13 protein-coding genes are annotated in these 13,107 nt (G+C 72.1%); all 13 read right to left on the minus strand.

The window, feature by feature from the left end; translation table 11 throughout:
- Positions 1 to 2: 2 nt before the first annotated feature.
- Positions 3 to 647, minus strand: a complete 645-nt coding sequence (locus tag ABT403_RS16540) for a TMEM175 family protein (protein ID WP_344159565.1) — start codon at positions 645 to 647, stop codon at positions 3 to 5.
- Between the two features lie 82 nt (positions 648 to 729).
- Positions 730 to 1,071, minus strand: coding sequence for a nuclear transport factor 2 family protein (locus ABT403_RS16545; RefSeq protein WP_344159562.1), 342 nt, complete (start codon positions 1,069 to 1,071; stop codon positions 730 to 732).
- A gap of 80 nt (positions 1,072 to 1,151) precedes the next feature.
- A complete protein-coding gene (locus ABT403_RS16550; protein ID WP_344159559.1) occupies positions 1,152 to 2,603 on the minus strand; it encodes an ATP-binding protein in 1,452 nt (483 codons plus the stop codon).
- Positions 2,600 to 3,859: an MFS transporter gene (locus ABT403_RS16555; protein WP_344159556.1), complete on the minus strand. Its 1,260-nt coding sequence runs from the start codon at positions 3,857 to 3,859 to the stop codon at positions 2,600 to 2,602. The genes ABT403_RS16550 and ABT403_RS16555 overlap by 4 nt, the downstream gene beginning before the upstream one ends.
- A 40-nt stretch (positions 3,860 to 3,899) precedes the next feature.
- Positions 3,900 to 4,724, minus strand: coding sequence for an FAD binding domain-containing protein (locus ABT403_RS16560; RefSeq protein ID WP_344159553.1), 825 nt, complete (start codon positions 4,722 to 4,724; stop codon positions 3,900 to 3,902).
- Positions 4,721 to 7,123 (minus strand): xanthine dehydrogenase family protein molybdopterin-binding subunit, encoded by a 2,403-nt coding sequence (locus tag ABT403_RS16565; RefSeq protein ID WP_344159550.1) that lies wholly within the window; start codon positions 7,121 to 7,123, stop codon positions 4,721 to 4,723. Before ABT403_RS16565 ends, ABT403_RS16560 begins: the two co-directional genes overlap by 4 nt.
- Positions 7,124 to 7,128: 5 nt before the next feature.
- Entirely contained in the window at positions 7,129 to 7,653 is a 525-nt protein-coding gene (locus ABT403_RS16570; protein WP_344159547.1) for a (2Fe-2S)-binding protein, read from the minus strand.
- Positions 7,644 to 8,252 carry an NADPH-dependent F420 reductase gene (locus ABT403_RS16575; RefSeq protein WP_425580198.1) on the minus strand — a complete coding sequence of 203 codons (609 nt, stop codon included), beginning with the start codon at positions 8,250 to 8,252 and terminating at the stop codon, positions 7,644 to 7,646. The genes ABT403_RS16570 and ABT403_RS16575 overlap by 10 nt, the downstream gene beginning before the upstream one ends.
- 62 nt (positions 8,253 to 8,314) lie before the next feature.
- On the minus strand, positions 8,315 to 9,799 hold the full coding sequence (locus tag ABT403_RS16580; protein ID WP_344159541.1) for an aldehyde dehydrogenase family protein: 1,485 nt from the start codon (positions 9,797 to 9,799) through the stop codon (positions 8,315 to 8,317).
- A 26-nt stretch (positions 9,800 to 9,825) separates the two neighbouring features.
- Positions 9,826 to 10,566, minus strand: a complete 741-nt coding sequence (locus ABT403_RS16585) for a type 1 glutamine amidotransferase domain-containing protein (RefSeq protein WP_344159538.1) — start codon at positions 10,564 to 10,566, stop codon at positions 9,826 to 9,828.
- A gap of 69 nt (positions 10,567 to 10,635) precedes the next feature.
- On the minus strand, positions 10,636 to 11,382 hold the full coding sequence (locus tag ABT403_RS16590) for an AAA family ATPase (protein ID WP_344159535.1): 747 nt from the start codon (positions 11,380 to 11,382) through the stop codon (positions 10,636 to 10,638).
- Positions 11,382 to 12,641 (minus strand): PP2C family protein-serine/threonine phosphatase, encoded by a 1,260-nt coding sequence (locus ABT403_RS16595; protein ID WP_344159532.1) that lies wholly within the window; start codon positions 12,639 to 12,641, stop codon positions 11,382 to 11,384. Before ABT403_RS16595 ends, ABT403_RS16590 begins: the two co-directional genes overlap by 1 nt.
- Positions 12,623 to 13,087, minus strand: a complete 465-nt coding sequence (locus tag ABT403_RS16600; protein WP_344159529.1) for an ATP-binding protein — start codon at positions 13,085 to 13,087, stop codon at positions 12,623 to 12,625. Before ABT403_RS16600 ends, ABT403_RS16595 begins: the two co-directional genes overlap by 19 nt.
- Between the last annotated feature and the right edge of the window lie 20 nt (positions 13,088 to 13,107).

Genomic DNA, 13,107 nt, shown 5'->3' on the forward strand with positions numbered 1-13,107 from the left:
GGCTACTTCCTGAGGTCGCTGCCAGATTCGAGCCGCTCTTCTTCTACCACGAGCGGGATGGGGATCTGGTTCGCAGCATAGTAGAGGGCGATCAGGAAGTGTGCGACGAGAGTGAGAGGTGCGGAGAAGAAGGACAGAATCACGGTCAAGGGGTATGCGACCGCACCCAGTCCGAATCGGACCCTTGTGGCCCGGGCGCCCTCCTTGTCCACCGCTTCGTGGAAGAGGTGGCCGACCCTGGTGACGTACCACCAGAAGGCGAGGAACGCGAGGGCGTACACGACGGTCCACGCACTGTAGAGGATCGCCGCGACATTGGCCGAATCCCCGTCCATGAGGTGCTCGGCGAGGATGTTGGTGGTGTAGGGAATCACCGAAACCACCATCAGCACCATCAGATTCAGGAACAACAGGGGTCGGTCGACCCTCTTGAGGTGACTGAAGATCGTGTGGTGGTTCACCCACATCACGCCGATGATGAGAAAACTCACCAGATACGCGGCATAGTGCGGCCATTGTTCCAGGAGTCCGTGCCACAGGGCCGACCCCTGCTCTTCCGGAACCTTTAACTCCAGCACCAGAATGGTGATCACGATGGCGAATACGCCGTCACTGAACGCCTCCACCCGGTTGGTTTCCTTGTCCATGACCTCCCCTTCCCGAATCCACGCACGCGGACGGGGAGGGCGGCCTGCGCCCTCCCCGCTCACGCTACCCACGAAAGCGCGGTCAGCTGCCGAAGCCGGCCGTCTGGCGCCAGATCCGGCCATCGCGGACGATCAGTGTCCCGAACGCGTGCTCCGGAGCGCCGTTGAGGTTCATGATCGCCCGGTAGAAGATGGTGTCGTCGGTCTCGATGTACTCCTGGAGCTCGACGAGCGAGGGCTTCAGGGTGAGATAGCCGGTGAACGTCTCGCGAACGGCTTCGATGCCCACCGAGGCCCCCTCGAAGCGGACGAGGACGGCGTCGTCGGTGTAGTTCTTCATCACCGCCTCGATGTCCAGCGCGGCCAGGGCGTCCATCTGACGGACGAAGACCGGGTGCAGCGCGGAGATGTCGTACTTGGCCATGTTCGACTTCCTTTCGGTGGGAGTGGGTGACGGCTTGCGGGGTGACGGATCCCGGCGGCCGGGGATCCGGGGACGGCGGCTCAGCCGGCGAGGGGCAGGCGTACGAGCATCCGGGTCTCGCCCGGGCGGGAGCGGGCCGCGATCGACCCGTGGTGGCGCTGGGTCACGATCCGGTAGCTGAGGTGCAGCCCCAGGCCCGTTCCCTTGCCGACGTCCTTGGTCGTGTAGAAGGGCTCGAAGATGCGCGGCAGGACGTCCTCGGGGATGCCCCGTCCGGTGTCGGTGATCTCCACGACCATGCAGACGCCCTCGGCGTAGCAGCGCAGGGTCAGCGTGCCCGCGCCCTCCATGGCCTCGGCGGCGTTGTCGACCAGGTTGGTCCACACCTGGTTGAGCTCCCCCGGGTAGCCGGTGAGGTCCGGCAGGTCCGGGTCGTAGGCCCGGACGATGGTGATCCCGGTGAGCTTGGAGCGGAGCACCACCAGGGTGTTCTCCAGGCCGTCGGTCACCGCGAACCGCTGCTCGGGGGCCCGGTCGAGGTTGGCGTAGTCGCGGGTGGCCGCGACCAGCTGGGAGATGCGGGGACCGGCCGCGCGCAGCTCGGCGGCGAGCGAGCGGGCCTCCAGCAGCGCCGCCAGGTGGTCGAGGGCGGCGGGCAGGGAGTCCGCGCCGATCCCCTCCAGCCGCTCCAGCAGCCAGCCGAGTTCCAGCCCGAGGTCGGAGGCCCCGGAGCCGAGCAGCCCGGGCCGGGCCGCGCCGGCGTCCTCGGCCCAGTCGGTGATCTCCTCCTCGGCGTCGGCCTGGGCGAGCGGGTCGGTGGTCTCGGGCGGCGGGAGCCGGTCCAGCTCCCCGGCCAGGTGTTCCAGTACGCCGCGCTCGGCGTCCGTGGCGGCCGCGCCCCACCCGTACGCGGTGGCGGTCAGCCGGTCCAGGGCGGGCACCAGCTCCTGCGCGGCGCGGGCCACGGCGGCGGCGGGGTTGTTCAGCTCGTGGGCGAGGCCGGCGGCGAGCGTGCCGAGGGCCTCCACGGTGGCCCGTTTGCGGGCCTGGACCTCGGAGGACTTGATCCGCCAGGCCAGCACCGGGATCAGGACGGCGGCCACCCCGTTGCAGCGGGTCAGCATCTCGAAGAACACCGCCTTGGGGTACGCCACGACGGTGGTCGCCGGGCCGCTCGCGGACGCGGTGGCCACGTAGGACCCGTCCGTCAGCAGCGGCAGTTCCCCGGTGAACCGGTGCGCGGCGGCGGGCTTGCCGTCGTGCTCCTCGGCGGCGGCGCTCTCCTCCTCGGTGGAGTGCCGGGTCAGCACCTCCTCCCGCCCGTCGACGACCTTGGTGACGACCAGCCCGCCGGAGACCAGCACGTGGAAGCAGGTGGCCTCGTCCCCGTCGCGGAAGAGGACCTCCCCGTCGGCCAGGACGCTCAGGTGGGAGACCGAGACGAGCCAGTCGAGCTGCTCCTCGGTGAGCGCGGCGAAGATCTCCAGCCCCTGGAGGGCGGTCCGCAGCTCTTTGGTGCTCACGGTGGTCACAGGGTGCTCCCCTCGGCCCTGGTGCGGGCCGCCAGCCGCAGGGTCGTGAACAGGGCCAGCGCGCACACCGCGGCGACGGCCGCCATGAAGCCGACCGAGGTGCGCTGCAGGCCGTGGATGTTGGTCAGGAGTCCGGCGAGGACCGCCGGGACGCTCATGGCGAGGTACGCGAAGACGTAGACGGCGGCGGTCAGTTCGCCGCGGTGCTCCGGTTCGGCGAGGCTGCTGATCGCGCGGAAGGAGCCGAGGAAGGCCGCCCCCCAGCCGCTGCCGAGGACGGCGGTGGCGACGAGGAACACCGGCGCCGAGCCGGTGCCCAGCGCCAGCAGCACCAGGGCCAGCCCGGCGAGCAGGCCGAGCAGCCCCAGTACGGCGGTGCGCAGCGGTTCGGTGCGGCCCAGCAGCAGCTGGGCGCAGGTGGCGGAGCCCGCGAGCAGGGCCACCGTGGCCCCGCCGGCCAGGTAGTTGGTGGAGTGGAGCAGGGACAGGGCCAGGTGTGGCCCGAGGGAGAGGTAGAAGCCGCCGACGGTCCAGACGGCCACCACCGTCAGCACCAGCACGGCGAACCTCCGCCGTACGGCGGCCGGCACCCGGATCCGGTGCGGGGCCACCCGCGGCCGGCCCCCGGCCCCGGGCGCGCTCTCGCCCATCCGGACCACCCCGACCAGGGTGACCGCGAAGGCGACGACCAGCAGCAGGTAGCTCAGCACGGTCGGGGCGGGCGCGTACTGCACGAGCAGTCCCGCGCCGAGCCCGCCGAGGCCGATGCCGACGGTCGGTCCCGCGCTGTTGACCTGGGCCCCGAGGGCGGGCCGCGAGCGCGGGCTGAGTTCCAGCAGGGCGGCGCCCATCGCCCCGGTGGCCAGGCCCACCGCCAGCCCCTGTACGGCGCGGGCGGCGAGCAGCAGGCCGAGCCCGTCGGCCCCGGCGAACAGGCCCATGGAGACGATCGCCAGGACCAGTCCGGCGCCGAGGACGGGCCGGCGCCCCAGGGTGTCGGAGAGCGAGCCGAACAGCAGCAGTCCGGCGAGCACGGTGACGGCGTACACGGCGAAGACCACCGTGACGACGCCGGAGGACAGGCCCCAGCGCTGCTGGTAGAGCACGTAGAGGGCGGAGGGCACGGAGGAGGAGAGCATCAGCAGTACGAGGACCGAGCCCACCACCCAGAAGCCGGACGGTCTCGGCCGCGCCGCCGCGCGGCCCTCCGGGTGGCGGACCTCTCCCGTGGTCGTCGTCTCGTTCGGTTCGCGCACGCTGGTCAACTCCACTCCCCCGCCCTGCCCCGGCGGGCCGTCAGGCGCTGCTGTGGTCCGCCGCCCTGGCCAGGGCGCGGGCGGTGAGCACGCCCGCGAGGTGGCCCAGGTACTCGGCCGAGGTACCGCGCCCGGGGACGAACAGCTCCCTGGGCTCGGCGCGGAAGGCCGCGAGCACCTCCGTGGTGGTGTACGGGCCCCCGCGCAGCCGTTCCTCGACCCCGCGCAGGCGCAGGGCACGGGGGGTGGCTCCGGTGACCGCGATGCGCGGCCCGTCGGGGGTGATCCGTACCGCGGCGGCGCACAGCGGGTACCGGGTGGCCCGGTCGGCGGTCTTCTCGAAGGCGGCCGCCCCTCCGGCGGCGGGCACCAGCAGGGCGGTGAGCACCTCACCCGCGGGTACCCCGGAGGCGGCGAGTTCCTCGGCCGGGACCCGGCGGGTCCCGCCCGGTCCGGCCAGTTCGGCCCGGGCGCCGGCGGCGATGGCGGCGACGGGCAGGTCGGTGGGGCGCTCGGTGGCGGCCAGGTTGCCGCCGACGGTTCCGAGGTTGCGGACCTGGGGGTCGCCGTTGGCGCGGGCCGCGGCGGCCAGCTCCGGGGCCCCGGCGCGCACCAGCGGGTCCGCGGCGAGCTCGGCCAGGGTGGTCAGGGCCCCGATCCGCAGCTCCCCTCCGGCCCGCTCGACGCCGCGCAGCGGCGCGAGGTGGCGTACGTCGACCAGCAGGCGGGCCCGGTCGGCGCCGGTGCGCAGCCCCGGCAGCAGGCTCTGGCCGCCGGCCAGCACCCGGGCTCCGGGGGCGGCCAGGAGGGTGAGGGCCTCGTCGAGGGAGGCGGGCCGGGCGTAGTCGAAATCGGCGAGGATCACCGGTCTCCTCCTTCCAGGACGCGCCAGACCTTCTCGGGCGTCAGCGGCATGTCGATGTGCGTGACGCCGAGGTCGGCGAGGGCGTCGACGACCGCGTTGACCACGGCGGCGGCGGGCGGCACGGTGGCGATCTCGCCGGCCCCCTTGGCGCCGAGCGGGTTGTGCGGGGAGGGCGTGACGGTCCGGTCGAGGGTGAAGAAGGGCACGTCGGCGGCCCGGGGCAGGGCGTAGGCGGTCAGGTCGGAGCTGACGAGGATGCCGTTCTCGTCGTACTCGGCGGCCTCCATCAGGGCCTGGCCCAGGCCGTGCACGATGCTTCCCTCGATCTGTCCGTCGACGATCTTCGGGTTGCCGATGTTCCCGGCGTCGTCGACGGCGGTGTAGTCCACCACTTCGGTCTCGCCGGTGAGTTCGTCGATCTCGACGACGGCGACGTGGGTGCCGAAGGGGTAGTTGAAGTCCGGCGGGTCGAAGTGGGTGGTCTCGTCGAGGGCCGGTTCGATCTCGGGGGGCAGTCCCCAGCCGTACCACATGGCCATGGCCAGTTCGGAGAAGGTCTTGGCGTTCTCCGGGTTGCCCGCCTCGTGGACGCCGCCGTTCTCGTAGACGACCCGGTCCTCGGGGACGCCCAGGAAGACGGCCCCGGCCTTGACGAGTTTGGCCTTGATCTTGCGGGCGGTGAGGGCGACGGCGGGGGCGGCCATGCTGTAGGAGCGGGAGCCGTAGGTGCCCTGCCCGTACGGGGCCTTGAGCGTGTCCCCCTCGTACACCTGGACCTGCGCCGGGTCGATGCCGAGCTCGTCGGCGGCGACCATCGCGAAGACGGTGCCGTGACTCTGGCCGGTGGAGGCGGAGCCGACGGTGACGGCGACCTCGCCGGTGGGGTGGACGCGGATGTTCGCGCTCTCCCAGGTCCCGCCGAGCATGCCCTCCTTGGACATCCGGGTGGAGGGGCCGACGCCGCAGATGGCCACGTAGGTGGCGATGCCGGCGCCGAGCCGCTTGCCGCGGGCGCGGGCCGCCGCCTTGCGGGCGGGCAGGTCGGCGTAGCCGGCCAGTTCCAGGGCCCGTTCGAAGTTGGGCGCGTAGTTCCCGGAGTCGTAGGTCCAGCCGAGGCCGTTGTCGTACGGGAACTTCTCCTTCGGCACCAGGTTCCTGCGGCGGACCTCCGCCGGGTCCATGCCGATCTCGGCGGCGTAGCGGTCGACGAGGCGCTCCATCAGGAAGGCGGCCTCGGCGCGGCCGCTGCCGCGCTGGGCGCCGAGGGAGACGGTGTTGGTGAAGGCGGCGTAGACCTCGCAGAAGGCGGCCTCGACCTCGTACATACCGGTGATGGAGCGGCCCATCAGGGCGGTGGCGACACCGGGCCCGATGGTGGAGGGGTAGGCGCCGAGGTTGGCGTAGCTGGTGCAGCGGACGGCGGTGATGCGGCCGTCGCGGGTGCCGGCGAGGGTGACGTGCTGGCGGTGGTCGCGGCCCTGGACGGTGGAGTTCATCAGGCCGGTGCGGGTGTCGACCCATTTGACGGGCCGGCCGAGCGCCTTGGAGAGCAGCAGGACCAGGGCCATGTCCGGGTAGAGGTAGCCCTTGGTGCCGAAGCTGCCGCCGACGGTCGGGGCGATCACCCTCAGCTTGTTGAAGGGGATGCCGAGGACCAGCGCGGAGAGCAGGAAGCGGTGGTTGTGCGGGCCCTGGGTGGAGGCGTAGAGGGTGTACTCGCCGGTGGCGGCGTTGTAGTCGCCGACGGCCCCGCGCGGTTCGATGGGGCTGTTGATGGTGCGCTGGTTGACGAGGTCCAGCTCCACGGTGACCTCGGCGCGGGCGATGGCCGCGTCGGTGCGGTCCTTGTCGCCGCAGGTCCAGTACGCGTTGAGGTTCCCGGGGACGGCCTCGTGCAGCTGCGGCGCGCCCTCGGCGAGGGCCTCGTCGGCCCGGGTGACCACGGGCAGCGGCTCGTACTCCACGCTGATCGCGGCGAGGGCGGCGGCGGCCTGGCGCGGGGTCTCGGCGACGACCACGGCGATCGGGTCGCCGACGTGGCGGACGGTGTCGCCGGTGAGCACCGGGCGGGCGCCAGGCAGTCCGTAGGGGTGGGGCGGGAAGTGGCTCTCCACCCCGCCGGGTATCCAGATGCAGGGCAGCGGCATGACGTCGGTGAAGTCGGCGGCGGTGGCCACCTTCAGGACGCCCGGCAGCTGCTCGGCCGCTTTGGTCTCGATGGAGAGGATCTTCGCGTGGGCCACCGGGCTGCCCAGGATCGCCATGTGCGCGGTGCCCGGCAGGTCGATGTCGGCCACGTACACGGCCTCGCCGCGCAGCAGCTGCGGGTCCTCCCGGCTGTCCAGCGGGCGTCCGAGGACGCCGCCGTCGGTGGTGCTCTCCCCCGTCACGGTGGTCATCCCCCTCACCGCCCCTCGGCCGCGGGCGCGGCGCCGGACTCGGCGGGCGCGGCGCAGGCGCGCTGCACGCCACGGACCACGCTGTGGTAGCCGGTGCAGCGGCACAGGTTGCCGGTGAGCCACTCGCGGATCTCGGGCTCGGTGGGCGCCTGGCCCGGGCCGGTGTTCTCGACGAGTTCGCCCAGCGCCATGACCATGCCGGGGGTGCAGAACCCGCACTGGGTGCCGTGTTCCTGGCGCAGGGCCTCCTGGAGGCCGGTCAGCTCCCCGCCCCGGTCGGACACCCCCTCGATGGTGGTGACCTCCGAGCCGACGGCGGAGGCGGTGAGGACCAGGCAGCTCTTGACGGACCTGCCGTCGAGGCGGACCACGCAGGAGCCGCACTGGCCGGTGTCGCAGCCGACCTTGGTGCCGGTCAGCCCGAGTCCGTCGCGGAGCCGTTCCACGAGGAGTTCGCTCGGCCGCGCCGCGAACTCCTCGGGTCTTCCGTTCACGTGGAGGGTCAGGGTGGGGGCGGGTGTCAGATCCATGCGAGCGCCTGCGCTTCCGTGAGCGACCGGTTGAAGAGGGGGCCGCCGGGCTGCTGGAGAATTCCACCGGAATGCAGCGGTCCGGTGTCGACGGCGGCGAATCCGAGATCGGTGATGATTCCCGCGACGATTTCCTTCGCCTTCGGGTCGTCGCCCGCCGTGTAATGGGCGAGGCGTTCCCCTCCGGCTTTCCCGGCGACGGCGAGCGTTTCGTAATGCATGGTGTTCAGGGATTTCACGACCCGGGCGCCGGGATACCACTCGGCGACCAGTTCGCTGGAGGCACGGCCGCCCAGGTCGGCGGGGGTGCCGGGGCCGCTGAAGGCGTTGGTGGAGTCCACCAGCACCTTGTCCTGCACGACGTGCGGGGGCAGCAGCCCGCGCACGCTCGCGTAGGGCACCATCAGCACCAGGAGGTCGGCCCGGCCGGCCGCCTCGACGGGGCGCGCCGCGGTGGCGGCGGGGCCCAGTTCGGCGAGCAGGGGGGCGAGGGACTGCGGCCCGGTGCCGTTGGCGAGGACCACCTCGTGGCCTGCCGCCACCAGGATCCTCGCCAGGGTCGAGCCGATCCGCCCGGTGCCGATGACGCCTGTCCGCATTGAGGCTCCTCGATCGCTCGGTCCGGCGCTGCCGGACGTCGGTCCGTACGTCGGTCCGTACGTCAGTCCATGCCGATCCAGACCGACTTGGTCTGGGTGTAGCTCTCCAGGGACTCCGGGCCGCACTCGCGGCCGTAGCCGGAGGCCTTGTAGCCGCCGTAGGGGACGGAGGGGTCGTACTGGTTGTAGCAGTTGACCCAGACCGTGCCGGCCTTGATCTGCGAGGCGACCCGGTGGGCCCGGCGCAGGTCCTTGGTGTGGACGCCGGCGGCGAGGCCGTACGCGCTGTCGTTGGCGATGCGTACGGCGTCCTCCTCCGTGTCGAAGGGGATGATCGACAGGACGGGTCCGAAGATCTCCTCCTGGGCGATGCGCATCCCGTTGTCGACGCCGGTGAAGACGGTCGGCAGGAAGTACAGGCCCTGGCTGGAGGCCCCCTCGGGGGTCCAGCCGGAGCCGCCGGTGCGCAGCACCGCGCCTTCCTTCTCGCCCACCTCGATGTAGGAGCTGACCTTGTCGAACTGGGCGCGGTGGGCGAGCGGGCCGAAGAGGGTCTGCGGGTCGCGCGGGTCGCCGGGCTTGAGGGCGGCGGCCCGGCGGACCAGGCGTTCGACCAGTTCGTCGTGGATCGGGCGCTGGAGCAGCAGCCGGGAGCCGGCCGTGCAGATCTCGCCCTTGTTGTAGTAGATGCCGAAGAAGGCGAGTTCCTCGGCGGCGTCGAGGTCGGCGTCGGCGAAGACGATGTTGGCGGACTTGCCGCCGAGTTCCATCGTCACCTTCTTCAGGGTGCCCGCCGACTTGCGGATGATCGACTGTCCGACGGCGGTGGAGCCGGTGAAGGCGATCTTGTCGATGCCGGGGTGGCCGGTGAGGGTCTCCCCCAGCTCCACGCCGGGTCCGGTGACGACGTTCAGCACCCCGTCGGGGATCTCCGCCTCCTGGAACAGTTCGGCGATCTTGAGGGCGGTGAGCGGGGTGGCCGGGGAGGGCTTGTGGACGACCGTGTTCCCGGCCGCGAGGGCCGGGGCGATCTTGGTCATCGACAGCAGGAGCGGGAAGTTGAACGGGGTGATGGCGCAGACCACGCCCAGCGGCTCGCGCAGGGTGTAGGCGAGCTGACCGCCGGCGGGAGCCCTGGAGGAGCCGTCGACCCGGGTGACCGCGCCCGCGTAGTAGTGCATCAGCTGGGCGGCCATGGGTGCGTCGACCGTGCTGGAGAAGGCGAACGGCTTGCCCATGTCCACCGTCTCCAGCAGGGCTATCTCCTCCAGGTCCCGTTCGATCAGTTCACCGACCCGGTTCAGCCGCAGCGCGCGCTCCTGGGCCGACAGCCGGCTCCAGGGACCTTCCTCGTACGCCGCGCGGGCGGCCGCGACGGCGGCGTCCGCGTCGGTCGCGGCGGCCTGGGCCACCGGCACGATCTCCTGTCCGTCGATCGGGCTGATGTCCGGCTCCGTACGGCCGTCCCGGGCCGGGACCCATTGGCCGCCGATGAACAGCTTCCCGGGATGGGCCAGGGGGTGGCCGCTGAGCTCGCGCTTGGTCATGGCTGCACCTTCCGGTGTCGCGGGGGCTAGGCCTCGTCGAGCTGCCGCAGAAACGTCTCGGCGAGGGCCTTGGAGGAGTAGGGGTTCTGGCCGGTGGTGAGCTTGCGGTCGACGACGACGTGCGAGTCCCAGATCGCGTCGGCCTTCTCGTAGCGGGCGCCGAGCCTGGTCAGTTCGGCCTCCAGGATCAGCGGGAGCCGGCCGGCCATGTTGGTGACCAGCTCCTCCTCGTGGGAGAACGCCGTCATCCGGTACCCCTCGAAGGGCCAGCGGCCCTCTCCGTCGCGCAGGGCGAGGAGGGAGGTGTGGCCGTGGCAGACCGTGGCGATCGGCTTGTCCTGGGCGATGGCCCAGCGCAGCACCTGCGCCAGGTCGTCGGACTTGGGCAGGTCGCCGATGGCCCCGTGGCCGCCGCTGATGTAGAGCGCGTCGTACCCGGCGACGTCCTTCTCGCCGAGCGACTCGATCGCGAGCGGGTTCTGGAGCTGGGGGGCCCGCTCGATGACGCGCACGTACTCGGCCGCGTTGGCGGCGTCCTCGTCGGGCGAGCCCGCCGGGCGCACGTACTGCAGGAACTGGGGGTCGATGCTGGTCTGGTCGACCGTGGGGGTGACACCCCCGATCGTCGCCACGTCGACGGTGTGGCCGGCGGCCTGGAAGAGGGTGTAGGGAACCACGAATTCCTCGGCCCAGAAGCCCGAGGGGTGCTGCTCCCCGTCCAGGAGATGGAGGGTGGCCTTTGCCGTCAAGACGACGAGAATCCTCATGATTCTCTCCTTGTTCTGGATTCGCTGCCGATTCAACACGCCACTGAAGAGGCGCGTAAGGGGGCGACGTCAGGCCCGCGATACTTCGTCACGTGCGTCCAACGCCGTGAGGATCGTGCGGAATTCACCGACCAGGGGGTGGTCGGGGAACGCGTCGGCGAATATGCGTTCGCCGTAGAGGGCCGCCATTTCCGGTACGTACGGGAGGATTCCGGCCAGGGGGGTGCCGTATACCTCCTCGGCGCGCCGGCGGACGGCTTCGTGATCGACGCCCTCGGGCGCCATGCTCAGGACGAGGGCGCGCCGGCAGGCCAGCCGCCCGGCGAGGGCGATGGTCTCCTCGACCCCGGAGAGGTCGACGCGGTCCGCCCTCGTCATGATCAGTACGACGTCGGCGCTGCCCATGGCGGTCACCGACTCGTTGTTGAGCCCCGCGTGGGTGTCGAGCAGCAGGACGTCCAGCGCGTGGCTGCGCGCCAGCCGCTCGAAACCCTCCGGGAGCAGGCCCACGTCGTACCCGGTGGCCATGAGCTCCCGCAGGGCCGCCGTCCCGGTCCGGGCCGGTACGACGTACAGCCCGGGGACCGCGGTGCGCCGGGCCGCGGCCTCGATCTCGCAGCGGCCGAGCAGGTAGTCGGCCAGCGAGCCGGGGCCGGGCGCCACCCCGAACAGCAGGTCCAGCGTGGGCGACTGGAGGTCCGTGTCGACCACTCCGACCCGCCGTCCGGCGGCCGCCAGCAGCAGCGCCAGATTGGCGAGCACCGACGACTTCCCGGTGCCGCCGCGGTGCGAGTGCACCACGATGGTCCGGGTCATCACGCCACCACCCGGTAGCCGTCACCGTCCGCATGCGGCCCCCGCGCCGCACGTGGCCGGTGCAGGGCCAGCATGGTGACGTCGTCGTGCTGTTCGGCGGTGCCGGTGTGCTCGCGCACCGCCCGGTCCATCAGGTCGACCACGTCCCGGCCGCTCGCCGGGGGGCCGGCGAGCAGTTCGAGCATCCTCTCGTCGCCCAGGAAGTCACCCTGGGGGCAGCGCGCCTCGGGTACTCCGTCGGTGAAGACGAACAGGGTGTCGCCCGGGTCGAGCTGGGCGTAGCCGAGGGTGTAGACGCAGTCGGGCAGGACCCCGACCGCCGGTCCCGTGACCTCGAGCGCCCGGGTGCCGGAGCCGTCGCCGGAGAGCAGCAGCGGCGGGTTGTGACCGCCGTTGATGTAGACGAGGCTGCCGGTGTGGGGGTCCAGGACGCCGAAGAAGAGGGTGGCGAAGTAGCCCTGCCTGAGGTGGTTGCGGGTGAGGTAGCCGTTGGTGGCGGTGACCGCGTTGAGCAGCGGCGTGGCGCCGACCACCGGGGTGCGCCGGCTGCCGCCGGTGCGGCCGGCGGCCATCAGGTGCTGGAGCCCGCTGTTCTCGGCGGTGTGGCGGAGCAGGGAGCGGATCAGCGCCATGAAGAGGGCGGCGCCCACCCCCTTGTCGCAGACGTCGGCGACCACGAGGGCCAGCCTGCGGCCCCGGGAGATCTCGAAGACGTCGTAGAAGTCCCCGGCGACCTGCCGGGCCGGCCGGAAGCGTACGTCGATCTCCCAGCCGGCGGGTACGGGCAGTGATTCGGGCAGGAAGCCGGCCTGGATCTCCCGGCCGATCTCCAGTTCCTTCTCGTAGCCCATGAGTTCGGCGCGGGCGTCGGCCTCCTGCACGGTGCGGCCGAGTCCGGCCCGTTCGGTGCAGCTGCGCAGCCGGGCCCCGACCAGGGAGGGCAGGAAGGGCGGGACGAGGTAGTCGTGGCCCAGGCGGACGTGCCGCTCCAGGGCGGGGAAGTCCCCCGCGGTCCAGGCGACCACGATCGGGGCCCCGGCCCAGCGGCGCAGCCGGCGTACGACCGTGCGCACGGTGTCGGGGTCGGCTTCGGCGGGGACGAGGAGCACGTCCCCGGTGGGCAGCGCGTCCAGGCGGCCGCGCAGCAGGTGCGAAAGGGTGGGGCTGACGAGTTCCGCGTCCATCAGCCGGAGCGAGTCGAGCAGTTCGGCCGGCGGCAGCGGATCCACGTCGAGGATGATCACGGTTGTGGAGGGCATGCGTCCGTCCCCTCGGCCTTGACGGTCAGCGTGCTGATGTTGCGGCCGTCCCTGCGGGCATAGGTGTACGTGTCCACGCTGGTCAGGGCCAGGTGGATGCCGAGGCCGCCGACCCGCCGCCGCTCCGGGGGGACCCCGGGGGCGGGGGGCAGGCGGCCCGCGACGGGGTCGAACGCGGGGGCGGTGTCCTCGATGACGATCCGCACCCCTTCGGGACCGGAGCGGCCCAGGACGGTGATCCGTCCCTCGCCGCCCCGGTACCCGTGCATCACGATGTTGGTGGCCAGTTCGTCGACGGCCAGCCGGATGCGGTAGGTCGCCCCGGTGCCGAGGCGGGCCCGGGCGGCGAGCCGCAGGACGAACGCGGCGATCTCGCCCAGGGCCCCCAGCGTCGCGGGCACCTCCAGTACGGCGGGCTTCCTCGCCAGTTCGACCACGTCACTCACCGGCCCGGGGGCCCCGCTCG

The sequence above is a fragment of the Streptomyces sp. NPDC000075 genome, assembly GCF_040301925.1.
GTDB classification, from domain to species: domain Bacteria; phylum Actinomycetota; class Actinomycetes; order Streptomycetales; family Streptomycetaceae; genus Streptomyces; species Streptomyces polychromogenes.